This is a genomic window from Nonomuraea sp. NPDC001831 (assembly GCF_042892035.1).
GTDB lineage: Bacteria > Actinomycetota > Actinomycetes > Streptosporangiales > Streptosporangiaceae > Nonomuraea.
The window spans coordinates 1-23,166 of sequence record NZ_JBIATU010000033.1 but is presented as its reverse complement, the minus strand read 5'-3'; the positions used below and the strand labels follow the sequence as shown (position 1 = coordinate 23,166).

General features: G+C 68.3%; 15 protein-coding genes and 1 pseudogene. 2 read left to right on the top strand and 14 right to left on the bottom strand.

Features of this window, described 5'->3' with window-relative positions; translation table 11 throughout:
- Positions 1 to 16: 16 nt before the first annotated feature.
- The 7 genes from ACFYYW_RS48380 to ACFYYW_RS48350 form a co-directional block, all read right to left on the bottom strand.
- Positions 17 to 2,716, bottom strand: coding sequence for an AAA family ATPase (locus ACFYYW_RS48380; RefSeq protein ID WP_387661191.1), 2,700 nt, complete (start codon positions 2,714 to 2,716; stop codon positions 17 to 19).
- Between the two features lie 90 nt (positions 2,717 to 2,806).
- The gene (locus ACFYYW_RS48375; RefSeq protein WP_387661188.1) at positions 2,807 to 5,590 is read right to left on the bottom strand and encodes an ATP-binding protein; all 2,784 of its coding nucleotides are present in this window, start codon (positions 5,588 to 5,590) and stop codon (positions 2,807 to 2,809) included.
- A gap of 96 nt (positions 5,591 to 5,686) precedes the next feature.
- Positions 5,687 to 8,473, bottom strand: a complete 2,787-nt coding sequence (locus tag ACFYYW_RS48370; protein ID WP_387661269.1) for an ATP-binding protein — start codon at positions 8,471 to 8,473, stop codon at positions 5,687 to 5,689.
- Positions 8,474 to 8,487: 14 nt separating this feature from the next.
- Positions 8,488 to 9,390, bottom strand: a complete 903-nt coding sequence (locus tag ACFYYW_RS48365; RefSeq protein WP_387661185.1) for an alpha/beta fold hydrolase — start codon at positions 9,388 to 9,390, stop codon at positions 8,488 to 8,490.
- 88 nt (positions 9,391 to 9,478) lie between these two features.
- Complete coding sequence (locus ACFYYW_RS48360; protein ID WP_387661182.1) at positions 9,479 to 10,459, bottom strand: RNA polymerase sigma factor; 981 nt, start codon at positions 10,457 to 10,459, stop codon at positions 9,479 to 9,481.
- Between the two features lie 73 nt (positions 10,460 to 10,532).
- Positions 10,533 to 11,369: an alpha/beta fold hydrolase gene (locus tag ACFYYW_RS48355; RefSeq protein WP_387661179.1), complete on the bottom strand. Its 837-nt coding sequence runs from the start codon at positions 11,367 to 11,369 to the stop codon at positions 10,533 to 10,535.
- A 96-nt stretch (positions 11,370 to 11,465) separates the two neighbouring features.
- Entirely contained in the window at positions 11,466 to 12,158 is a 693-nt protein-coding gene (locus ACFYYW_RS48350; RefSeq protein ID WP_387661177.1) for an alpha/beta fold hydrolase, read from the bottom strand.
- Positions 12,159 to 13,682: 1,524 nt separating this feature from the next.
- Here ACFYYW_RS48350 and ACFYYW_RS48345 point away from each other — a divergent pair.
- A pseudogene (locus tag ACFYYW_RS48345) lies at positions 13,683 to 14,607 on the top strand (IS5 family transposase).
- Between the two features lie 300 nt (positions 14,608 to 14,907).
- On the opposite strand, the gene ACFYYW_RS48340 reads toward ACFYYW_RS48345, so the two are convergent.
- Together ACFYYW_RS48340 and ACFYYW_RS48335 are read right to left on the bottom strand one after the other, a co-directional pair.
- Positions 14,908 to 15,816: an HIT family protein gene (locus ACFYYW_RS48340; protein ID WP_387661174.1), complete on the bottom strand. Its 909-nt coding sequence runs from the start codon at positions 15,814 to 15,816 to the stop codon at positions 14,908 to 14,910.
- On the bottom strand, positions 15,810 to 16,298 hold the full coding sequence (locus ACFYYW_RS48335) for a TIR domain-containing protein (protein ID WP_387661171.1): 489 nt from the start codon (positions 16,296 to 16,298) through the stop codon (positions 15,810 to 15,812). Before ACFYYW_RS48335 ends, ACFYYW_RS48340 begins: the two co-directional genes overlap by 7 nt.
- Before the next feature lie 349 nt (positions 16,299 to 16,647).
- Here ACFYYW_RS48335 and ACFYYW_RS48330 point away from each other — a divergent pair, with 349 nt between their 5' ends.
- The gene (locus ACFYYW_RS48330) at positions 16,648 to 17,889 is read left to right on the top strand and encodes an IS256 family transposase (RefSeq protein ID WP_387661168.1); all 1,242 of its coding nucleotides are present in this window, start codon (positions 16,648 to 16,650) and stop codon (positions 17,887 to 17,889) included.
- A 91-nt stretch (positions 17,890 to 17,980) separates the two neighbouring features.
- On the opposite strand, the gene ACFYYW_RS48325 is transcribed toward ACFYYW_RS48330, so the two are convergent.
- The 5 genes from ACFYYW_RS48325 to ACFYYW_RS48305 are packed head-to-tail and all read right to left on the bottom strand — an operon-like array spanning position 17,981 to position 23,050.
- The gene (locus ACFYYW_RS48325; RefSeq protein ID WP_387661165.1) at positions 17,981 to 18,391 is read right to left on the bottom strand and encodes a hypothetical protein; all 411 of its coding nucleotides are present in this window, start codon (positions 18,389 to 18,391) and stop codon (positions 17,981 to 17,983) included.
- A gap of 7 nt (positions 18,392 to 18,398) precedes the next feature.
- The gene (locus ACFYYW_RS48320; RefSeq protein ID WP_387661162.1) at positions 18,399 to 19,418 is read right to left on the bottom strand and encodes a hypothetical protein; all 1,020 of its coding nucleotides are present in this window, start codon (positions 19,416 to 19,418) and stop codon (positions 18,399 to 18,401) included.
- A gap of 20 nt (positions 19,419 to 19,438) precedes the next feature.
- Positions 19,439 to 21,328, bottom strand: coding sequence for a hypothetical protein (locus ACFYYW_RS48315; RefSeq protein ID WP_387661159.1), 1,890 nt, complete (start codon positions 21,326 to 21,328; stop codon positions 19,439 to 19,441).
- Entirely contained in the window at positions 21,325 to 22,056 is a 732-nt protein-coding gene (locus ACFYYW_RS48310; protein ID WP_387661156.1) for a TIR domain-containing protein, read from the bottom strand. Before ACFYYW_RS48310 ends, ACFYYW_RS48315 begins: the two co-directional genes overlap by 4 nt.
- Positions 22,057 to 22,087: 31 nt before the next feature.
- Positions 22,088 to 23,050 carry a transcriptional regulator gene (locus tag ACFYYW_RS48305; RefSeq protein WP_387661153.1) on the bottom strand — a complete coding sequence of 321 codons (963 nt, stop codon included), beginning with the start codon at positions 23,048 to 23,050 and terminating at the stop codon, positions 22,088 to 22,090.
- Positions 23,051 to 23,166: the final 116 nt, after the last annotated feature.

Genomic DNA, 23,166 nt, shown 5'->3' with positions numbered 1-23,166 from the left:
GCGATCGTGGTGCCGGTCAGGGCGGATTCCCGGGGTGCTGGAGTGCGTCGCGGAGAGAAGCGCGGGAGGTGATGCCGAGCTTGGGGAAGACCTGGTAGAGGTGGGTGGAGACGGTGCGCGGGGACAGGTTCAGGCGCTGGGCGATCTGTTTGTTGGTCATGCCGGCGGCGGCGAGTGTCGCGATCTCGTGTTGCTGGGGTGAGAGGCGGGTGTCGCCGGTCGGGGCGGGGAGAAGTCCTGTGGCCCGGAGTTCGCTGCGGGCTCGTTCGGCCCAGGGGGCGGCGTTGAGCCGGGTGAAGGTCGCGAGGGCGGCGGTGAGGTGGTCGCGGGCCGACTGAGTGGCCTTGAGGCGTCGGAGGCGTTCGCCGTAGAAGAGCCTGATGCGCGCCAGGTCGAACGGCCAGGTTGCGGCTTCGGGCAGGGTCAGAGCCTGTTCGAAACGGTCGTCGGCGGAGGTCATGGCCGTCGCACCATGGGTCATCAGGGCCAGCCTCGGGGAGAGCTCGGCCGTGTGGGCCCGGTTCAGCGCCGCGACGTGGGCTTCGGCCTCGGTGGGGCGGCCGGAGCGGACGGCGGCTTCGACGAGGTCGGGGACCAGACACAGAGCGGGCCCCTGGAGATGCGCGCGGTCGCCTGCGGGCGCGATCGAGGTCGCGTGCAGGAACGCCGCTTCGTAATCGCCTCTGGCGAGAGCGGCCCGCGTTCTGATCTCGGCGGCCAGGATGCGGAGGAGCTGGAGGCGGCGGGGCGCGGCGAAGCGGGTGATCTCATCTGCGAGTTCTCCTGCCCGGTCGGTGTCACCGTGCACGGTGGCGAGCATGCCTTGGCGGTGGAGGAACATCTGAGCCAGGAGGTGGTAGCCATGCCGGCGGCTGAGCCGTAACCCGTCCTCGCTGAGGTGGGCGGCCTGATCCCACGCGCCGGATTCGTAACAGTGCCGGCTGAGGAGGTTCATGGCGTGGATGGCCAGCGTCAGGTGCTCGTCCGCATGGCGGTCCTCCAGCAGGCGCAGCAATGCCGCTCTGCATTCCTCCAGACGGCCGACGTACTGGGCGGCGATGCCGATCCGGATCACTTCGACGGGGCCGGCCGCGGCGAGCCGGGCGATCGCGTCATCGAGTCGGCCGGGGTCGTGAAGCGCGGGATCGGCGAAGCAACTGATGAGCAGTGACAAGGAATCCGGGACTGGCGGAGCCAGCTGCGTGGTGGCGAGCCGGAGTGGCGTCCAGAGGTCCGGGCGGGCGGCGAAACCGCTGATCCACGTCAGCGTGTACAGGCCCTCATGAAGGATCTCGCGCGGTATGTCCGGCTGGGTCAGCCCGGCGTCGACGGCCTTGGCCAGCGGCCCGTGCGCCCCGTCGACGTCGCCGATGCCGCTGAACAGGAGGTGCTGGGCCGTCGCGATCGCGGTCATCAACGAGGCGGCGTCGGTGCCGCTGGCCGGCAGGTGTTCCAGGAGGCGGGGCGCGTCGCGGAGGTTTCCCGTGGCGTCGGTGCCGAGATAGGCGGCTTCGGCTGCTCTGCGGCTGCGGTCGCGACGGTCCGGGCTGAGAGTCGCGGCCCGGGTGAGCGCGGCGACGGCACCGGTGAGGTCGCCACGTTCTCGTGTCCGGTGGGCCAGCCGTTCCAGCAGGGAGGCGACGTGCTCGTTCGGCTCGATCGCCGCTTCCGCGAAATGCCAGATGCGGCGGTCCTCGTCTCCGTCGGGCCGAGTGGCGAGCATCTCGTGAGCTTTGCGTTGTTCTGCGGCCGTGGACAGCTCCAGGACGGCGGAGCGGATCAGTGGATGGCGGAAGGTCAGGCGCACCGCCGCTGGATCCAGGTTGATCAGTCCGGCTTCGCGCGCGTCCCGCAGGGCTTCGGTCACCACTTGGCCGGGTAGCAGCGACTGAAATGCCGCGATTTCTCCGCTGCCGTCCAGGGCCGCCAACAGCAGTATTTGTCGACTGGTCTGAGGGAGGTCGGCGACTCTGGAAGCGAAGATCGCCTGGAGGCGCTGGCTGAGTGGAAGGAACCGCGGCAGCGGTGCGTATCCGGAGATCTGGTCCGCGGAGAGGGCGGTCGGCAGTTCCCGGAGGATCAAGGGGTTGCCGCGGGCCTCGGCCAGAAGGCGTCGGCGCACCGGGGAGGGCAGGTCGGGGAAGCGGTCCGCAAGCAGCGCGGAGGCCGACTGGTCGTCCAACGGGGCGAGGTCGTGGACGCGCGGGGCTCTCGGTTGGTGAGTGTCCCTCGTGACGGCCAGCATCCCGATCCGGGTGCCCGCCAGATCGAGCGAGCGCAGCACCATGGCGCTTCCGGAGTCCAGCCAAGGAAGGTCGTCAATCGCCAGCAGGAGGGGCCGGGGGCGCGAGGCGTGCCGGAGCATGGCCAGGGTGGCGTCGGCGATGGCGCGCTGCCGCGGCGCCGGCCCGGAGGCCAGGCCCAAGGCGGTCGTGAGAGCGCCCTGGTGCCGCTCGGGAAGGCGGGTGAGTTCGTCGAGCAGGGAATGGAGAAGCTGATGGAGCCCCGCGAAGGGCAGGTCCCCTTCGAAGGGCGTTCCGCAGGCCCGGAGAACTCGGAATCCGCCGGCCGCCGCTCGGGTCGCCGCGGCGTGCAGGACCGCGCTCTTGCCGACTCCCGTCTCTCCGGTGATCATGAGGGATGCGCCGCCCTGGTCGACGGCGGCCTCGACGAATCCGCCGATGGCAGACAGATCGCCGTCCCGGCCGTACAGCACGCTCGCCTCCTCCCGCGCCCTGTCGCCAGGGTAGGCCCGACGGCGACCCCGCCGATTCCGTCAAATGACGCAGATCGCGGTAGGCATGCCTCACCCTGTCCGGGGTTCGTCCCCGTTCAGCGCGTCCCGCAGTCCGGCTCTGGTCGTCACGCCGAGCTTGGGATAGATCTGGTAGAGGTGCGTGCTGACCGTGCGGGGCGACAAGAGAAGCCGCTCGGCGATCTGTTTGTTCGTCAGACCTGCTGCCGCCAGCATCGCGATCTCCCGCTGCTGCGGTGTCAGCGCGTCGGGGCCGCCGGCGTCGAACCTCCCTGGCGTGCCGCCGACCGCCCGCAGTTCCCTGCCCGCCAGGGCGGACCACGGCGCGGCACCCAGCCGTTGGAAGCCGTCGAAGGCATCGCTCAGCTGCCTGCGCGCCTCCACGGTGGCGCGGCTGTTGCGGAGGCGTCGTCCGTAGGACAGCTGGATCCGGGCCTGCTCAAAGGGCCACTGCTCCGCTCCGGCGACGGCGAGCGCTTCTTCGAAATGTTCGGCGAACCGGCTCTCGCGGGCCACCATGCCCGCGGCTCCCGAGGTGACGAGCGCCAGGCGTGGGGAGAACGCGGGGATGTCCAGTTCTTGGAGGGCGGCGACATGCCGGGCGGCCTCGGTGAGTGAGCCGGACCGCTCCGCCGCCTCGACCAGATCGAGAGCGGTCCACAGGGTGTAGGGGACGTAGGGCCGCAGTGTCCCGGCGGGACTGATCGCGGATGCGTGGGCGAAGGCCTGTTGGTACCTTCCTCTGCCCAGCTCACGGAGGGCGTCGATGCCGTGAGCGTAGGCGAGCAGGAGTCCGACCCCGCGCGGCGCGGCCCAGCGGGTCATCGCCTCGGCGGCGGCCTGGGCGTGGTCGAAACGGCCCTGCGCGGCGGCGATCACCGCATCCTGATGGACGAACAGCCATCGGAAGAGCGCGTAGCCGTGCTCGTCACAGAGCCGCACGCCCTCCTCGCACAACTCCAGTGATTCGTTCCACAGGCCGGCGAAGAAGTCGTCGTTGGCCAGGACGACCTGGGTCTGGAGCTGTGAGGTGATCGCACCGCCTTCCCTGCCGTGCTCGATGACCTTCCGCATGGGCCCGCGGCAGGAACGCGGCCGGTCCACGTAGGCTCCGGCCACGACGACCCTGGCCACGTAGGCTGTATCTGGCTCCTGGTTCAACCCGCTGATCAGGTCGTCGAGTTCGTCGAGCACCGGCAACGCCTGATGGGCGGGATCGCCGAACGTCTTGGCCAGCACGATCAGGTAGCGCGGAGGCGGCGGCTTGAAGCGCTTCAGCAGGTGGTCGAGCGGCTGCCACAGCTCGGCCCGGCCGCTGAAGACACAGATGGCGATGAAGAACCACAACGCTTCGATCAGCCCGTGATCATCGCCGTCCAGGATCTCGCGGATCGCGATGGCGCCGAGGACCATCCTGTGCGCGGCGTCGACGTCTCCCTCACTGTTCATCAGGTACGCGGCCGTCGCGACGGCCGCCGCCAGCGTGGCGGCGCCGCCGGGGTCGGCATCCTGGGCGTCGGCCAGTAGGCGGGGCACGCTGGCGATGTCGCCCGTCATCTCCGCCCCGACATAGGCAGCACGCGCCAGCCTGCGACCGCGATCCGCGCCCGAGGGAGCGAGATCCGCCGCGCGGAGCAAGGCGGAGACCGCACCGACGGCGTCGCCTCGACGCAGGGCCCGGTCGGCGGTCTGTTCCAGGAGCGCCGCGATCGACTCGTCCGGAGCCTCGGCCGCCTCGGCCAGATGCCAGGCACGCCGGTCCGGCTGGTCCGGCATCTGGGTCGCGATCGCCGCGTGCAGGCCGCGCCGCTCCCGGTCAGTGGACATCGCGATCACCGCGGATCGCATCAGCGGATGCCGGAACGTCAGGCGGCCACGCTCGGCCTCCACCCGGATCAGTTGGGCGCGCTCCGCGGGGGCGAGATCGTCGATGGCGCCCGCTCCGAAGGCCGCGACGAGGATGCCCAAGTCACCGGTCGCGTCGAGTGCCGCGAGGAGCAGGGCATCCCTGGTCGCGGCGGGGAGCGGATCGACCCTGGCCGCGAAGAGGTGCTCCAGCCGCTGACTCAGCGTCGTCATCGGGGCCGTCGGCCGTTCATGGCGCCGATCCACGACGCGCGCGGGCAGCTCGAGCAGCGCCAGGGGATTTCCCGCCGCTTCCTCCAACACTTGCTGGCGAACGCGCGGTGCCAGTCCGGGGAACCGCTGATCGATCAGGTCGGCCGCGGCGGCCCGGCCGATCGGCATCACTTCGAGGGTCGTGACCCCGCCGCCGTCGAAGAAGCTCGACTCGCCTGTGCGGAAGGCCGCGAGAAGGCCGATCCGGGGTCCGTCGAGACGCCGCGCGACGAACGCCAGGACGGCCGCGCTCATGCGGTCCAGCCACGGCAGGTCGTCCACGATGACCAGGAGTGTGCCCTCTCCTCGGGCGAGCATGAGCAGTGACAGCACGGCGTTGGACACGGCCAGCCGATCGGGAGGCGGCCCGTCGTCGAGTCCAAGCGCTGTGGCCAGCGTGCCGCGCTGGGCAGGGTTCAACTCATCAAGCCGTGGGAGGAACGGCGTCAGCAGGCGATGCAGGGCCGCATAGGCCAGATCCGTGTCGCCTTCGACTCCGGCGGTCCGGATGACCGGGATCCCTCGTGTCACGGCCGCCTCTTCGGCGGCTTCCAGCAGCGCGGTCTTGCCTACACCAGCCTCGCCGTAGAGCACGAGGGCATCGCCGTTCGCCGCGACTCGCCGTACGAACTCCCCGACGACCTTCAGTTCGTGCTCGCGGCCCAGCAAGGTGCCGTCCCCATACGACCGGTCCGCATTCCCTCCGGCGAGCGTCACAGCCGGCACGCTACCGGCCTTCGGACCGTCGCACCACGGGTGGGATCGGGCGGTCCGAGGGGCTCGTCCTTCACGGCATGACTTCGCGGCGCCTGGTCATTCGTCTGCCGTGTCGGTGAGGGCGTCGCGGAGGGCGGCTCGGGAGGTGATGCCGAGTTTGGGGAAGACCTGGTAGAGGTGGGTCGAGACGGTACGTGGGGACAGGAAGAGGCGGGCCGCGATCTCCTTGTTGCTGTAGCCGGCGGCGGCGAGCAGGGCGATCTGGTGCTGCTGCGGGGTGAGGGTGGCCAGGCCGGTGGCGTTCTTGGGGACGGTGGCGCCGGTGGCGCGGAGCTCGCGATCGGCTCGGTTCGCCCAGGGAGTGGCGCCGAGGCGGCGGAAGGCCTGGGTGGCCGCGGTGAGGTGGCGGCGGGCGTCGACGGCGCGCTTCGCGCGGCGCAGGTGGGTGCCGTAGCCGAGTTGGACACGGGCGAGGTCGAAGGGCCAGCGATCGTTCCCTGGGTCGGTGATGGCGGTTTCGAGGGCCGCGGTGTCGGGGTCGGCGTCGGTGATGGCCGCACCGGCGAGGATGACCAGGCGGAGCCGTGGGGACAGCCGGCCGAGGTCGAGTTCATGGGCTGCGGCGATGTGCGCCGCGGCTTGGCCGGGACGTCCGCTGTGGAGGGCGGCTTCGACGAGGTCGCCGAGTACCCATAGGGCGTGTGGGTCGTAGGGGCTGAGGGTGCCGGGCGGGCTGATGGCTGCGGCGTGATGGAAGGCGGCGTCGAAGTCGCCTTGGCCGAGGGCGGTCAGGCCACGGATGTGGGAGGCGTAGGCGCCGATGATTCCGGCGCGGCGGGGCCCGGCCCAGGCGTCCATGTGATCCGCGGTGTCGGCGGCGCGCTGGAAGTCGCCGCGGGCGGCGGCCAGGAGGGCGTCGATGAGTCGGCCGGGCCAGGTCAGCAGGCCATAACCGTGGGTGTCGCAGAGTTTGAGTCCTTCGTTGATGTGCTGCTGGGCCTCATCCCAGCGGCCGGTGTGGAAGGCGTCCTGCCCGAGGAGGAAGAGTGCTTCGATGGCCGAGGTGACGGCTCCGCCCTCGCGGCCGTGCTGGATGACACGCTGGAGCGGTTCGCGGCAGGCCGACAGCCGGTCGAGGTAGGCGACGGCGGTGCCGGTGCGGATGATGCGGGCGTGGCTGACTTCGTGGTCGAGGCTCTCGACGGCGGCGTCGGCGCGGTCGAGGAAGTCCGAGGTTAGGCGGGCGGGGTCGCTGAAGGTGCGAGAGAGGATCGCCAGAAGTTCGGGCGGGCGCGGCCGGAGCCGGTCGACGGCGTCGATGAGGGGCGGCCACAGCTCGGCTCGACCGCCGAAGAAGCAGACCATGAGCAGGGTGTAGAGCACCTCGATGACGACGATGTCATCCCCTCGGCAGGGGTCGAGGTGTTCGCTGACGGCGGTGGTGAGGAGGCGGTGGGCGGTGTCGACGTCGCCGTCCCCGTGCAGGAGCTGGTAGGCGCGGGCGCCCGCGACCGAGAGCATGTCGTCCGGGCCCGGCTGGGCTTGGCGGGCCTGGTCGAGGAGGCGGGGGGCGTCGTGGAGGTCGCCGGTGACGATGATGCCGAGATAGGCCGCTTCGGCCAGGCGTCCGCTTCGGCCCTTGCCGACAGGGCTGAGGTCGGCGGAGCGCAGCAACTGGGTGACGGCGCCGACGGAATCGCCGCGCCGCAGGCTGGCGATGGCGACCCGTTTGAGGAGGGCGGCCACCTTCTCGTCGGGCTCCTGGGCGGCCTCGGACAGGTGCCAGGCGTGCCGTTCGGGCCGGTCGGCGAGGCGGACGGCGAGTTCGGCGTGGGCGAGACGGCGCTGCTCGCTGGTCGACAGGTCGACGACGGCCGATTGGAGGAGGGGGTGGCGGAAGGTGAGCCGGCCGGTCGGTTCGTCGGCGTGGACGAGTCCGGCGCGTTCTGCCGGGCCCAGGCCGTCCTCGGACCGGGCCGCGGCGATCGCGCGGATCAGTCGCAGGTCGCCGGTTCCGTCCAGTGCCGCCATGAGGAGGAGGTCGAAGGCCTGCGCCGGAAGCGCCAGGACCCGGGTGGCGAAGACGTCCTGGAGGCGCCTGCTCAGCGGGAGCGCGGTGGGGAGGGTTCCCGCGACGGCGTGAGTGAGGTCGCCGAGGGAGACGGGGAGTTCGAGCAGGGCCAGCGGGTTACCCAGGGCCGCCTCCAGCAGGCGGCGCCGCACGCGGGGCGTCATCACCGGGTAGCGGTCGGCCAGCAGCTCCGCCGCGGCCTCGTCCGACAGCGGCTCCACCAGGAGGATGGGGAGGTCGCCCTGGTCGAAGAAGTGGGCTTCGCCTGTACGGTGAGCCGCGACCATGCCCACCCGCTGTCCTGCCAGACGGCGGGCGACCATGCCGAGCACGCTGGCACTCGCCCGGTCCAGCCACGGCAGATCATCGATGATGATCAACAGCGGACGTCGCGCGGACGCCTGGTCCAGCAGAGCCAGGACGGCGTTGGCCACGAGGAGCTGGGCCGGGGCCGGCCCGGCGGCCAGTCCGAGCGCGATGTTGAGGGCGTCGCCGAACAGGGGGCTCAGCCGGACAAGCTCGTCGAGACACGGGTGCAGGAGCTGGTTCAGAGCGGCGTAGGAGATCTCGACCTCGAACTGCGAGCCGGCCGCCCGCAGCACCCTGCCGTCGGCCTCGTCCGCGTGAGCGGCGGCATGATTCAGCAGCGCTGTCTTTCCCACACCGGGATCGCCTGCCAGCAGCAGCGCGCTCCCTGCTTGATTGCCGATTCCCGCGATCAACTCCTCCAGCCGGCGGGTCTCAGCCGCTCGGCCGACCAGCGGCCTCGGCCCTGCGGCGGCCCGATCCTGCCCCGCGCCGAACCTGTCCATCTTGCGACCTTCCGTCATCGGCTGAAACCTGTCCAGCCTCCGGTCACGAAGGAGACGACACCTTCGGCGAAAGCGGCCGGTTCCTCGATATGGCCGAAATGGCCACTGCCGTGGAGGGTGAGGAGCCGGGAGTCCGGGAGGAGCCGGTGGAGCTCGGCCGCCCAGCGGGGACCGCAGATGAAGTCGTGGGCTCCGACGATGACGAGCGCCGGGATCGTGACACTCTTCAGGTCGTGTCGGTCGTCGAACGGTTCAGGCCGCTGGTCGGTGTCCAGCCCAGAGATGTAGGTGCCGGTGATCGCGTCCCGGAACGGCCGGTACTCCTCCTCCCGGGCACGGTGGTCGGCGACGTAGGCGGGAAACAGCGCACGCGCGGCATGGGTGAAGGCCGCGTCGTCACCGATCGTGGGGACCGACTCCCAGACGTCCAAAATCTCCGGGCGGGCGTCGGGACGCTCGGCGAGGAGCGCGCGCAGACTCCGGTCAGCCTCGGCGAAGTGCTCCGAGCCCGCTGACGGAGCGCTCTCGTACAGGATGATCCCGGCGAGGCCGCCGGGCCGGTGGACGGCGTGGTACTGGGCGACGAAGCCGCCGTGGGAGTGGCCGAGCAGGTGGACCGGGCCGCGGCCGAGGTGGCGGAGGAGGCGTTCGAGGACGGTCGAATAGCGGTCGCGGGTGTAGCCGTGCGGGTGGGCGGGCAGCCGGTCCGATCGCCCGGTGCCGATCGGCTCCAGGTAGACCATGGTCAGGTGTCTCTCCAGCTCCGGCATCCGCAGGTAGTCCCACGTGAAGCCGGGCCCTCCCGGATGCGCCACGCAGATCGGGCCGGTGCCGTGCACGTGGAAGGCGACCGTCAGGCCTTCGGCCGTGAAGGAGTGGAGGCCCTGGGACAGAGGCTCTGGGGTGGATGCGGTCATCAGGACTCCCGACTCGAAATCTGGGGGCAGGGACACCGGCAAGATGTCGGCGCGACCTCAAAGTTCGATCGGCAGGAGGTGATCTACATCACACTCGCTCCTCATGGGGCCAGATGCCCAGGAGCTCCGCGGGAACGGCCGCGGGCCGGAGCGGGCGCGGGTGGTGCAGCCGCAGCTGAGTCACTCTGCCGCCGTCCAGGTGCATGATCCAGGCGACCGACGGCGGGCAGTGCGCGGGATCGTCCGCAGGATTGTCGATGACCATCTCCCAGACCGCCAGCGTCCGGCACGCGGCCACGTTGACCGGCCGTTGCCGCACCCCGGCGGACAGGTCGCGGTCCATCGCCCGTTCCAGCAGCGCAGCACCCCCGATCCGCGCGGCTCCACTCATCAGAGCGACCTCGGCGGACCACTCACCTCGCAGGAGCGCGCCGAACCGCCCGCTCTCTGCGGCGGTCAGGGTGTCGCGCGCCTCCGCCCAGCTCGCCTCCGTCCGTGATCGAAGACCGCTGTACGCGCTCTGCGCCGTGCCGGCGAGAGCGTCGAGGAGCTTGGCGCGGGCTTGGCTCAGCCGGCTGCGTACCGTGCCCACCGGCACGCCGCACACCTGGGCGATGGCCTCATAACCGGTCACGCCCTCGCTGAAGTGACGCAGGATCAGCGGCAGCCGCAACGTGGGAGAGAGCGCCTCGATCGCCTCCCACACCCAGGTCCGCGTGGCGTGGTCGTCCAACGCCCGGCCCAGATCGGCGTCGTGGCCCGCCAACGGCGGCTCAGCCACGGGCTCGACCCGCCGCGCCTCGCGCAGCAGGCCGCGGCACCGGTTCCGCACGATCATCCGCAACCAGGGGCCCACCGCCTCCGGGTCACGGATGTCCCCGATCCGCCGCAACGCGGTGAGCGCCGCGTCCTGCACCACGTCCTCAGCGTCGGGACCTGGCCCCAGAAGACTCAACGCCACCGCCCGCATGCCCGCCCGGTGCCGATCCAGGAGCACACCCACCGCGGCGGCCTCTCCGGCCTGGGCGGCCAGTACCAGCGCCGCGTCACGCTCTCGAAGGTCCGTCATGTTCGACATCCTCGCGTTCCTGTCCCGCTCCCGGAGGCGGGCCCCGCTCCGGCGCGAGGCCCGCAGCCGTCGATCAGTCCGTCGCCTTGGCCGCGGCTTCGATCTGCTTCGCGGTGATGTCGGGGTGGCTCATCATCGGGACGTGCGAGGCGCCCTTGACCTCGATGACGTGAGACTTGGCGCGCTTGTAGAACCAGCGCTCCAGCGCGGGCGGGATCGCCTTGTCCTCGGTCGCGACGATCGCCCACGACGGGATCGTCCGCCAGGCGGCGGCCGTGGTGACGTCGGTGAGGGCCTGCTGGGCGAACGGCCGCTGCGTGATCTGCATCAGGTCGGTGGTGGCCTTGGGCAGATCGGCGGCGAACGCGGCCCGGAACTTGTCGGCCCGCAGGTACAGGTCGACACCGGCCCCGCCGTCGGCGAGCGGATAGGGAACCCCCTGGACGGAGTCGCCGATCAGGCTGCCGGGGAACTTCCCGAGCAGGTCTCCGAGCTGCTCCCCCTCGTCCGGCGCGAACGCCGCGACAAAGACCAGCGCCTTGACCGCGCTGTTCCCGGCGGCGGCGTTGGTGATGACCGCCCCGCCGTACGAGTGACCGACCAGCACGATCGGCCCCTCGATCGACTTCAGGACGGACGCGAGGTACGGCGCGTCCGTCGGGAGGCCACGCAGCGGATTCGCCGGAGCGATGATCTTCGTGTAGCCGTCCTTGCGGAGCCGGTCGATGACGCCGTTCCAGCCGGACGCGTCGGCGAAGCCGCCATGGACGAGCACGACGGTCGGCTTCACCTTCGTGTTGCCGGTGGCCGACGCGGTCGAAGCGGGCAGCGCGAGGAGCGCCGCCGCGGTGGTCACCGCGGCCCCGGACGCGAGAATCCGGCGACGGGTGAACAAGAGACGAGAAAGCATGACGGGACTCCTTGCAAGGGGAATTGCGTGATCCCGTCCCGCCTGGAGCCAGCAGGCAGGACGGGCAATCGGGTGGTGCCGGAGGAAACGGCGGGCTCAGACTGTGATGCTGGTCGCGGCCTGAGCGATGACGGCCGCGACGGCGGCGGGGTTGGACACGTAGACCGCGTGGCTGCCCGCCACCTCGGTGACCGTCGACCCGGCCCTCTCCGACATCGCCCGCTGGGCGGGCGGCGGGATCATCCGGTCGTCCGCGGCGACCAGGTACCACGACGGCTTGATCCGCCAGGCCGGCTCCGACACCGCGCCCGCGAGCGCGTCCACGCCCCACGGCACCTGCGAGTCGGCCATGAACGCCGCCAGGCTGTCCGGGACGTCCGCGGCGAACGACCCGGCGAACTTCTCCCTGTCCAGGAACAGGAAGCCGTCCTGCGGCGGCAGGATCGGCGGCACCGGCGCACCGGGCGGAGGGTCGGCGATCAAGGTGTTCACCGACTCGCCCTTGTCCGGCGCGAATGCCGCAATGTAGGCCAGGGCGGCGACGTTCGGGTGGGTGCCGGCCTCGGTGATCACGACACCACCGTAGGAGTGCCCGACCAGCACGGCCGGTCCGTCCAGAGCGTCCAGGGTCCGCTGGGTGACGGCCACGTCGTCGGCCAGGGACAGGGTGGGGTTCTGCACGACATACACCCGGTAGCCATCGGCGGTCAGGTGTTCGTACACCCCCTGCCAGCCTGATCCGTCGACGAAACCACCGTGCACCAGCACGATGTTCTTCACTTCGCTCACGACATTGCCTCCGATCCCCCGGGATTCCGACCCGGCTCGATGGGGAGATGACCGGAACGCTAAACCTCCTGCTGCCTCCACCGAATGCGCCAAATGACGTAGACCACGCAATAGCCGCAGCAGCTACGTCAACTGACGTAGCCCACGCAGAACGGGACTGCGGGTCAGCTCAAGCTTCACCCCGTCAGTCAGCGGTGAACGCTGAACAGACTTCTGCAGACTCGCCCCTTGAAGCACTCGAACCACCTGCATGGGCTACGGCGCCCCTTGCGATGCTTGCCCGCCGCCAGACATCGGCCGTGCCTCTGCGGGTGCTTGTGGGCCTAACGAGGCTTCGCATGGGCCTTGCGCGTGATCGCCGGATGGGCAACCGGCTGAGACATCACATCCGTCCGCTCGATGACTAGCGGAGAACCGACAGGGGCGAGGGGCAGGAGAGGCTGGGAGCTCTCCCCCAGCTCCCAGCGACATCACCGCTACGCGCGGCGCTGACCCTTGTTGAGGCTGCCGGAGTGCACCGTTGGTGACACCCGTACGCGCTCCACACGATGAGGAATGACATACAGTCCCAGCACTACGGTGGCTCAGAGCCATCGCGGGCCGTCAGGGGTGCACCTGACTCCCGGAAACTGGCACCGCCCGTGGCTCCTGCCTCATGTCTGGCCGCTCTCACGTCATGATCTTTCCCAATACCTTCCCAGACAGCACCCGCATCGCGCCGCGCGATAGCATCATGCCTGGTCAGGGACGCAAGGGGACGCGCAGGATCATCCGACTCCTAAAGCGGGTGCCGCAGGTTCGAATCCTGCCGGGGGCACTCACCTAGATCGGCATTTCAGGCCCCTGACCTGCGGTTTCACAGCCGCAGGTCTTCTGTTTTATGTCCTTCGTATGCAGCAGACGGTGCCTACATGCAACCGTAAGACCATGATCAGGGGACACACGCGGGATGATCTTGATGACGTTTCCCCAGGTCGGCCACATTTTTAGGCCGCCACGTTCGCCGGTACCCGCTGCCGGTCCCGCGGCATGGGGCGAACACAGCCAGCCTAATCCTGCCAAATACGTGCGCTACCTCCGCTTGAAGCCCACACTTGCCAGTACGCGGGCTGCTCCGGCGACAATGACGGTCCCGCCAGGCCCACCCCGCAGAGGTCGTTACGCAGCAGCCCCACTCGGATGTGTTCGAGAATGACCCCCCGTCCACATCGCGGCCGGGCAGCAGCGCGAGCTCGGCGGCCTACAAGCGCGTGCGTCAAGTGCGGCCCCACCGGGATTTACGAGCACGGCGCCCTCGAGATCCAGGTCGAGCGCGATCTGGGTGTCGACGAACCGGAGCTCGCCGTGAACCGTCATACCGGCCATCCAGGACATGATGTTGTGAGGCGCGCCAAGTGACCCCCTGAAAGCGACGACACCCGGAAAGGTGCACGACTTGAGCCTGTACGGAGTTGAGATCAAAGGGATTGCCCGCGCTTCGGTCTGCGCTCCTGGTAGGCCTTCGCCATTGCGCGTGGAGACCCCATCACCGATGAGGAATGGTCCTTGATCGAGCCTCACCTGCCGCTGGGTGAGCGAGGTCCGATCCCTGATCTGCGGCAGCAGTTCAACGCGGTGATGTGGCGGTTTCGTACCGGCAGTCCGTGGTGGGACGTGCCCGCCGCCGAATTCGGGCCCTGGTCCACGGTCCATGACCGGTTCCGCTCCTGGGCGGTGAGCGGGGTGTTCGAGCGGCTGATGCAGGCGATGATCACTGAGGCCGCAGCTCGCGGGCAGGCCGACCTCGACCTGATCAGTGCGGACTCCACCACGGCCCGCGCTCACCATCACGCTGCTGGGATGGCGCTGGACGGCGAGCTGGCCGCAGCGCTACAGGAAGCGGCCGAGCAGGAAAAGGGGCTGCGCCAAAGGGGCAAAACGCCTATGGCGATGGCGCCGACGACGAGGAGGGAATCGCACGCCGGCGCCTGCGACGGCGGCACCGGTTCCGGCTTAAGGCGGCCCAGCTGGGTCGCTCGCGGGGCGGGCTGACCAGCAAGGTGCATCTGTCGGCCGACCGGCGATGCCAGCCGCTGTCCTTCGTGCTCACGCCCGATCAGGCCGGAGACAGCGGGCAGTTTCGTGCGGTGCTGGAGCGCATCAGGATCCGCCTGCTCATCGGCCGTCCGCGTACCAGGCCGGGCGCGGTGGCCGCCGATAAGGCGGTACTCTTCCCGCGGTAACCGCGCCTACCTGCGCTGGCGCGGGATAGGCGGTCATCCCGGAGAAGGCCGACCAGGCCGCCAACCGCAAGAAGCGTGGCTCACGCGGAGGCCGCCCGGTCCGCCATGCTCGGAATCTCCACAAGGAGCGCAACGCGGTGGAACGGTGCGTCAATCGGGTCAAGGAGTGGCGTGGGCTGGCCTTCCGGTTCGACAAAACCCCCGACAGCTACCTGGCCGATCTTTAGCTCCGGGGAGCCGTCTTGTGGCTCCCCGGCCTCCGACCGGCTGGACGGCTTCGAGACCGTACTGAAGGACGCGTTGCGGGCCGCGCCGGTGCTGCACCACGACGAGACCTCGGCCCGGGTCGTCAGGTGAGCGCCTGCGACGCCAGGCCAAGCGTGCCCTGGCTCGGGTTACCGAAGGCGATGAGGGCCATCTCGGCCAGAGTCTGCAGCGCCCCTCCTGCTAAATCTTGGCGGTGTCACGAACCTACCTGGCAAGTGCCACCATGAAGCTGTCCCGGCGCAATGGCGACGGCAGTGGGTTCAGGATGCTGACACGATCAAAATTCCCCCTCCCAGAAGCAGCAGCGCGATGTAGAACGGGGCGATAGACCACGAGGCCCAGATCGACCGGTCGGGCACGTACGTCCGGAGCGCCTTCTTCCACTTCGACATCGCAGGGGCATCATTGGGGAGCGGCTCGTCGGCGTCGACTGGGTCTAGCGTGAACAGAGGCACCTTGCGGCTCGACCTCGCGACGGTGTTGTAGAGCCGACGAAACTGCTTCTCGCTGCGGAGGTAGTTCGCGTCGAGATAGGCGAACAGCACCACGGCCACCATGCCTAGGGCGGCCAGTGGCCATGAGTGCTGTGTGAGCGCGAAGCCGAACGTGGCGGTGACGATGGGCAGCAGCCACCCCTTCGCTGACGCCGAAGCTGCTGACTGTCGCGTCACCACGGCCTGGATGTAGTCAAGGTGCTTGCGCCTGTCCTCCGGAGCGATCGGTGGCTCGACCGAGAGCATGAGCCGCTGCACCGCGTCCCGGACGTCGAGCATCGTGCGCTCCTTCTGTTTCTCCGGGTAGTCCGTCTCAGCAGGCCAGATCGGTCCCATCGCATCGTTCTTCCAGCGGGGGACGAGGTGAACGTGGAGGTGGGGCACGGTCTGCGTCGCGGCCTCGCCGTTCGACTGGATGACGTTGAGGCCCTCCGGCCTCACCGCATCACGGATCGCGTCGGCGAGCAGTAGGGCGGCTCTGGCCAACTGACCTGCCTCATCGGGCTTCAGTCCCCAGATGTCGGGCATGTGCCTGCGAGGAACGACCAGCACATGGCCGAGGACCGCAGGCTCGGTAGGGAAGAAGGCCACGACGTTCTCATCCCGGTACACCTCCCGGACGTCGGGATCGTCACGGCCAACAATCTCGCAGAACTCGCACGTCTCACTCACCACATGCGGACCTTCGCCTGCGCAACCCAGCCCTCCAGGTTGTCGGCGAGCTTCAAGTACGTCGCCCTCGTGTCGATGTCTCCGCGCCAGTCCTTGACCGTCGGGTCGAACACTGGGATGCCGCTAACGCTGGACGCCTTGTCGAACGGGTTGGCACCCTCGCGGTCCGCGCTGCCGAACGACGAGAGACCGTGGATGCGCACCCCGACGAGCGGCTTCTTCTCTTTCCACGCCTTCTCGATCTCGTAGATCACCCAGGGACGGCTGGCCGTCTCTTGACCGATGAGCACCACGACTGCGCGCTTGTAGCGCATCTGCTCGTCGATCCAGTCGACGACGGCCTGCTGGCCGCGCCGCTGCACTGTCTCCCAGTCCTGAGCGTTGAGCAGCGGCTGGCCCTCTAGTGCGTTGATGTTGCGGACGAGCTGGACGCGGTTCACGTCGCGCTCGTAGTGGAACGAATAGAACACCGTCTTGATCGCCACTGCGGGTTCCTCACTCTGACTCGGGCGAGCGACTTTCAGCCTTTGCCTGAAGGCTACGACCGACCACTGACATTTCACCGATGCACCGGGTTGAGGTATTCGGAGCTCCCAAGCAGTCTCGCTTTGGCCGTCACCCATCCTCGATGGATACGCGCGAACCCGGAAATGGTCAGTGTTGGCTCGAGAAGCGATCTTCCCGACTCTGCTTCGGTGCAGGCAAAGGACACTCGTGAAGGCCACGTCCACGGGTGTGGTGTACGAGTTTGACCTGGTCACAAGCGTGGCGGCCGTGAAATGAACACGGCCATCGCGTGATCCTTCGAGTGCGAACAAGAAGGAGATCAAAGCGATGGCCGCAGACAACAGTGTGACGCCCGCTGCATGGCTGACGAAGCAGATCGAGACCGAGGACCCGGATCTGTTGCGATCCATGGTGAAGACCATGGCCGAGGCGTTGATGTCGGCCGAAGCCGACGGCCTGTGCGGGGCGCCGTACGGCGAGCGCAGCGACGAGCGGACCAACTCCCGTAACGGCTACCGGGCCCGGCAGTGGGACACCCGCGCCGGAACGATCGAGCTGGCGATCCCGAAGCTACGCAGCGGCTCCTACTACCCCGACTGGCTGCTGGAGCGGCGCCGCCGTGCCGAGCAGGCGCTGATCAGCGTCGTGGCCACCTCCTACCTGCTCGGCGTCTCCACCCGGCGGGTGGACAAGCTGGTTGAGCAGCTCGGCATCAAACACATCTCCAAGAGCCAGGTCAGCCAGATGGCCAAGACCCTGGATGAGCAGGTCGAGGCCTTCCGCACCCGGACGTTGGACGCCGGCCCCTACACGTTCGTGTGGCTGGATGCGCTGACGCAGGAGGTGCGTGAGGGCGGCCGCACGATCAACGTGCACGCCCTGGTCGCCACCGCCGTGAACGCCAATGGGCAGCGGGAGATCCTCGGGCTGGAGGTGACCTCGGCCGAGGACGGCGCGGGCTGGCTGGCGTTCCTGCGCGGCCTGGTCGCGCGCGGCCTGTCCGGGGTGCAGCTGGTGGTCTCCGACGCGCACCGCGGGCTGGTCGAGGCGATCGGCGCGAGCCTGCCGGGCGCGGCCTGGCAGCGCTGCCGCACCCACTACCTGCTCAACCTGCTCACCACCGTTCCGAAATCGGCGCAGCCGTGGGTGGCCACGCTGGTGCGCACCATCTTCGACCAGCCCACCAGCGAGCAGGTCCGCACCCAGCACGCCTGGGTGATCGACGCGTTGGAGGCCAAGTATCCGGCCGCCTGCGAGCATCTGGACGGCGTCCGCGAGGACCTGCTGGCCTTCGCCGCCTTCCCCCGCGAGGTCTGGAAACAGATCTGGTCCAACAATCCACAGGAGCGGCTGAACAAGGAGATCCGCCGCCGCACCGACGTGGTCGGCATCTTCCCCGACCGGGCCGCGATCGTCCGCCTGGTCGGCGCCGTTTTGGCCGAGCAGACCGACGAATGGACCGAAGCTCGCCGCTACATGGGCCTGGACGTGCTGGCCAAAGCCCGGATGCGGGTGATCCCGGGCGACACACCCGCCCAGAACCAGATCCCACAGACACTCACCGCTTAACCTGCAGAAACAGGATCACGCGAAGATCGATTCATACACCACGTCCGTGGACGTGACCCTCGTGAACACCCCTTCAGCGCGCGCGAAATGCTTAGGCCGTCTGCTCAGGCAGTGTGTGAAAAGTGGATCGTTCGATGCGTCCGGCCTGGATGAGCAAGCCAGCCTGGACCCGCCCTGTGATGTTGTTGTGCACCGCATAGCCAGGTACGGGCGCCAGGAAGTGCAGATCTTCGACGCAGCTCGAGTCCGCTAGGAGCAGCTGGGACAGGCGGGCTCGCCATTCGCCTTCGACTGCTGCCACCGTTGCATCGTCTGCCTCTGCCAGCGCGCTCACGAGCACGGCCCGGGAGGCTTCCAGCTCTCTCAGCGTCTCTCTCTCGTCGCCGGTCCTGCCCAGGACGGCGGCGAGCCGCGTTTTTGTCTGGGCCCAGGCATCGGAGACCATCAAGGTGATCAGCGTCGATGCACCGGATGCTGCCAGCGCCACCAGCTCTGCTTCCATGACTTCCTCACGTTTCGTCGTTCCAGGGCTGCTCAGGCTTTTCAGGGTCTGGCTCGGTCAGGTCGAATCGGCGTACGATCTCCTCCGCTACCTCTGGCCGGCCGTAGTTCCGCACCAGCAGTGCTATCTGGTGTGCGAAGAGATCGCGCTCCCCGTCTAGATCGAGGGAGTGCAAGAACGCCGCCAAGTCGTCGACCGGCGATGCTCCATTCATCGAAGACTTAGAATCGACTAAGTAGTCGGTCCCTGCCGGCACCGTCTTGTTGTTGGCCGCGGAGGACAGCGTGGCGAGCAGGCCGATGTCGCTCACCGTCTTCTCCACCTGGTCATCGTTCTTGACGAGCCACCACACAACAGCGCTGCCGGTGTCCTTGAGCACATCTTCGCCGAGGTATTCGCGCTTGCTCTGCTCGTATTTACGGCCGTGTTCCCAGACCACTTGGTCCTTGCGTACCTCGGCCAGCTTGTCGAGCCGTTCCTGGTCCTGAGTGCTGAGGGTGACCTGCACGGATTCGGCCATGGCTAGGACGTGGCCAGTGGGGTCCTTCTGCATGGTGCCCAGGATCCCGCCGAGTTCGTGCGCGACCAGTGGGGCGCGGCCCGGCTCCCGGCGTTCGGTGACTTCCCTCGCGCGGGTGAGGATCGCGTCCACGGCCAGTGCCGCGAGGTTCACCTGCCTCTCGTTCCACAGTGGATGGACCGGCGTCCAGAGCACAACGGCGGAGAACAGGAAGTCGTAATCGGCCTCCTGGCTGGGCAGCGGGACCTGGTCGATGCGCTGTTCCCGTGGGGCGATCGGGGGCGGCGGCGGAGGCTCGTACACGGGCTCGGGCTGTACCGGCGCCTTCGCCGACCAGTGTCTCCAGCCGAACCTGCCGAACCTGCCGAGCGCAATGAGCACGATCACCGCCGCGAACGCGATGACAGACAGCCAGATCGCCCGAGGGGCGAAGGCGATGAGGCCGGCCAGCACGAGCGCGCCAATGACGCAAAGGTAGACCATGACCGTGTTACGGCCCGAACTCATGATGCCCTCCACACTGTTGATCAGGGGATCCGGAGGCCTTGACTGATGGAGATTTTGCGCAGGACGACATCGAGGAAGGCGGCGGACCACTCTGCGGATCGGGACACTGCGCGTGCCTCGGAGTAAAGGCGGCCAAGAATCGTCCTGCGCTGGTCGCCGGCGGACACGAGCACATCGATGAGGGAATTGCGGTGACGATCGTCGTGGCAGGCCACGACGAGCCATCGCCGCATCTGCCCCTGCCAGGCAGGTTCGTCGAGTTCGAGGAATACCCGTCGCCACCCGTTGGCCAGCATGTCGCGGACTTCCGCTTCCGCGACCAGCGGTCGGTTGTGGTCGTCAGAGGTGGTGAACGCCACCGGGTCGACGAGTTCCAGGAAGAGACCGGGGTCTCGTTCGTACTCCTTCCTACTTCCTTCGAGCGGCTTGGTGAGCCGGGCGAGCAGCAGCCAGCGGAACCACGGGTCTCCGGAGACCAGTTCCAGCAGCGCGGTGCGGGCGTTGCTGCGGCTCTCCCTCCTGGCCCGGTGATGAAGCCGCACGATCGCCTGATCTGGATGACTGAGGGCAATGACCTTGACGCACATCATGATGACGACCTCGGACAACGCTTCGGAGAGATGATCGTCGGTCGCCCAGTTGTAGATCTGCTTGCGAAAAAAGCCGCCGTGCTGCTCGTCCTTGAGCGCCTGCTGCAATGCACGGTCCGCTGCTACCTGGCGACGGTAGACAGTCGCCCCGCCGGTCCATTCGGCCACCGCGTCGACCAGTATCTGCCGGTACCTGGGGTGCAGGCACTGATCAGCGAAGTGCTCGACGAGGAAGTCCCGGGCCTTGTCCCCCAAGTCAGTACGGTCGATCATCTTCCCGACCCACTGCCGAATGCCGCTCCGCAGCTCGGGCATGTGGTGCCAGAAATGGGCGCGGACCGCCGCGTCGTACCCCAACTCCTCAAACCGTACGTGCCCCCGATCGTCGAGCTCCGCACCAATGCCTTTCAGGCTCTCCAGAAGATCGGAACGCTCCAAAAGATGGCTCTCGTCGGCATACGATACGGTCGAAAGGAGTTTCATGGCGGCGTCATAGACATGGTCGACGTGCGCGCCATGCAACATGGCGGAGGCGAGAAGCAGAGCGCGTTCGGGGCCGGAACGCAGCTTGGCAACCATTTCAGCCACTGCGGCATCGTGTCCAGTGCGTGCGGATTCCGCTGCCTTGTACCAAGCCTCGTAATTTCGACGTGGATCCTTGAGATATGCAAGGCGGACGAAGTCGGCGAACCGGGCAACGTCCCGAAGTGGCGGGTTCTTTCGCAGGAACTCCGGAAGAGGACTGCTCACCGCATCAGGCACCTCCGCCATCCGCAGGTGTCGGCGGAGCACCTCGTGCGCGTTCGGCCGTCGTATCCCGGCGTGGAGCCGGGTGAACTCCGGCCAGACCTCGTGCCCGTCCTTGCCCGGCAATACGACCACGAGGAGAGCCGAACGCTCGGCGATCATCTTGCGTACTGAGGACAGCTCATCCTGGAACTCGCGCCAGCCCCGATCGTCGAGCTGTGTCAGGTCCAGCCATACGCGGTCGTCGTCACCGACGGCAGCGGGCTCAAGCCGATACCTTCCGGTATCTTCGTCCCCCTGCCAGGCCAGCTCGTGGAAGCGCTCGTCGCCTGACGACAAGCCACGCAGGAGAGCCTTTGCCGTGGCAACCCTGCCGCTGCCGGGCTCACCGCTCAGCAGTACTGTCCGATGGAATTCGAGGAGGTCGTTTGCCTTGCCGTACCCCGGCGGATGGACAAAGCGCCGCCAGAGCCAATCCAACTCCTCGATGAAGGCGAACCGCGGGTCCCGGCTCTGCGTCGCCGCCTCGAAATAGTTAAGGTTTCCGCTCCCCGCATGGATCGGCCCGGTCACCGGTTATCGTCCTCCTCCTCTTTGTCACGCGTATCGCCGAAGTTCTGCCGGATCCCGCCCTGATTGTCACGGGCGATGTACATGGCCCCCGCCCCCGAGATGCGTGGGGAGTGCTGGTTGATATCCCCGGAGCCGAAGTGGGTCGGGCCATGGCTGCCCTTGGAGATCGTGCCGGCGTCACCGGTGAAACTCCCGGCTTGGACGATGTTCCCGTGTGCCTCGTCGATCGTGTTGCGCACATCGCCCGCCTCCGGCTCCCGCCGTGGCGTACGGTCGACAGCCTTGAGGCGTGGCAGTTTGGCGGCGAGTATGTCGCCGATCCGCTTGAGGCCCGATGGCAGGTCGTGCTGCACGTCCAGCCGGACCGACTGGACGTCCGCGAGCCGCTGCAGCGGCACCGGGAGGTCGGCGGGGTCGAGCCGCTCGGTCGTGCGGCCCTCGATGATCGGGATCACCTCTATGCCGCAGGTGAACGCCTCCTGAATCTCCTTGCGTACCCAGTCGTCCTCAGCATGGAGTCGTGGGTGATTAGACCAGTTCGGTCCGATGACGGTCAGGACGAGACCGCTGCGGCGTACCGCTCTGAGCAACGCCTCCGGGTACGTCGCGCCGGGCGGGATGGCATTAGAGGCGCGGAAGATGTGCTCGTTCCCGAAGCGGTGCGCAAGATTCTCTTCCAGCAGGGCAGCGGTCTTCTCACCGTCGCCCGTGCGGTAGTTGATGAACACCTCGTATGTCACTGACGCCCCCCACGTGGGTCTACTTGGAGTTGACGAATCGCAGAACCGTGCTGAGTTCAGGGGAAACCCGTCGCACCGCCGCGTTCTTCGGGTGGCGAGCGAGTGTGCGCGCGAGAGCACGCATGTCCATGGTGATGGTGGCCGAGTCGACCGTCGCAGCGGCGGGGAGGAGCCGTTCAGCCAGATCACAGGCGTGTTCCAGCTCGCCTGCCATGGCGTGGGCGAGCGCGCGACGCATTCCGTAGCGAACGCGGGTCCGTAACGCATGAGGTGGCACCAGCGCCATCTGCCCGCTCATCACCTCAGCCGCCTCGCCCGGACGCCCAAGGTCGTACAGACACCAACCGGTGATCATCGCGACCGGATCGGGGAGGTTGGTGGTGCCGATGATGGGCGGCCCGTCCGACTGCGATGCCGGTGTGGTCAGCAGGGCGCGAGCCCGGTCCAGGCTGCGCATGCAGGCGTCGTAGTCACCCGCGAGCGCGTGACCCTGCGCCTCGCGTTGCGCAGCCAGGCCACGGATGCGCGTAGGCAGCTTGGAATGCTGCGCCTGCCTGGCCAGATCGAGCGTCTGTGCGGCGTCGTCGCGGTACAGCGTGACGAGCGCGTGCCGGACGTGGCCGTACGCGGCCAGGTCGTGGTCTCCGCCCGCCGCGGCGAGCTCCACCGCGTGGCGGGTCCACCACAGCGCGCCCTGGTCGTTGCCGGCCTCCTGCATCATCCAGCCCGTGTACTCGGCGTAGCGAGATGCCAGCCGCAGAAGGCCCTCGCGAGTATGGGCTCCCGTACGGGCGGAGAGCTCCCGCAGCGAGTGCGTCTGCGCGATGAGCGCGGGCAGCAACGCTCCAGGGCCGGCCGCCTGGCCGAGTTGGCGGTAATTGTCGAACAACGTACGGGATGCGGCCAGGAGCGTGGCGTCGCCGGCTGGTGAGGCTGTCTTCGGATGACCGATGTTCATGCCAACGCTCGCGGCGACACCCATGGACATCAATTGCCGCCGGCTTAGAGGGTGTCTGACAATTCGGCTTGCCGGAGCCAGAGCATGAGTGAGGCGATGGTGACGCCAGCTAGGTAGCGGCTGGCCAGCTTGTCGAAGCG

What these genes read in the sequence shown, in the direction of transcription:
- ACFYYW_RS48370 (WP_387661269.1), bottom strand. Translation starts at nt 8,473, where the DNA reads ATGGACAGGTTCGGCGCGGGGCAGGATCGGGCCGCCGCAGGGCCGAGG.
- ACFYYW_RS48365 (WP_387661185.1), bottom strand. Translation starts at nt 9,390, where the DNA reads ATGACCGCATCCACCCCAGAGCCTCTGTCCCAGGGCCTCCACTCCTTC.
- ACFYYW_RS48360 (WP_387661182.1), bottom strand. Translation starts at nt 10,459, where the DNA reads ATGACGGACCTTCGAGAGCGTGACGCGGCGCTGGTACTGGCCGCCCAG.
- ACFYYW_RS48355 (WP_387661179.1), bottom strand. Translation starts at nt 11,369, where the DNA reads ATGCTTTCTCGTCTCTTGTTCACCCGTCGCCGGATTCTCGCGTCCGGG.
- ACFYYW_RS48330 (WP_387661168.1), top strand. Translation starts at nt 16,648, where the DNA reads ATGGCCGCAGACAACAGTGTGACGCCCGCTGCATGGCTGACGAAGCAG.
- ACFYYW_RS48325 (WP_387661165.1), bottom strand. Translation starts at nt 18,391, where the DNA reads ATGGAAGCAGAGCTGGTGGCGCTGGCAGCATCCGGTGCATCGACGCTG.
- ACFYYW_RS48320 (WP_387661162.1), bottom strand. Translation starts at nt 19,418, where the DNA reads ATGAGTTCGGGCCGTAACACGGTCATGGTCTACCTTTGCGTCATTGGC.
- ACFYYW_RS48305 (WP_387661153.1), bottom strand. Translation starts at nt 23,050, where the DNA reads ATGGGTGTCGCCGCGAGCGTTGGCATGAACATCGGTCATCCGAAGACA.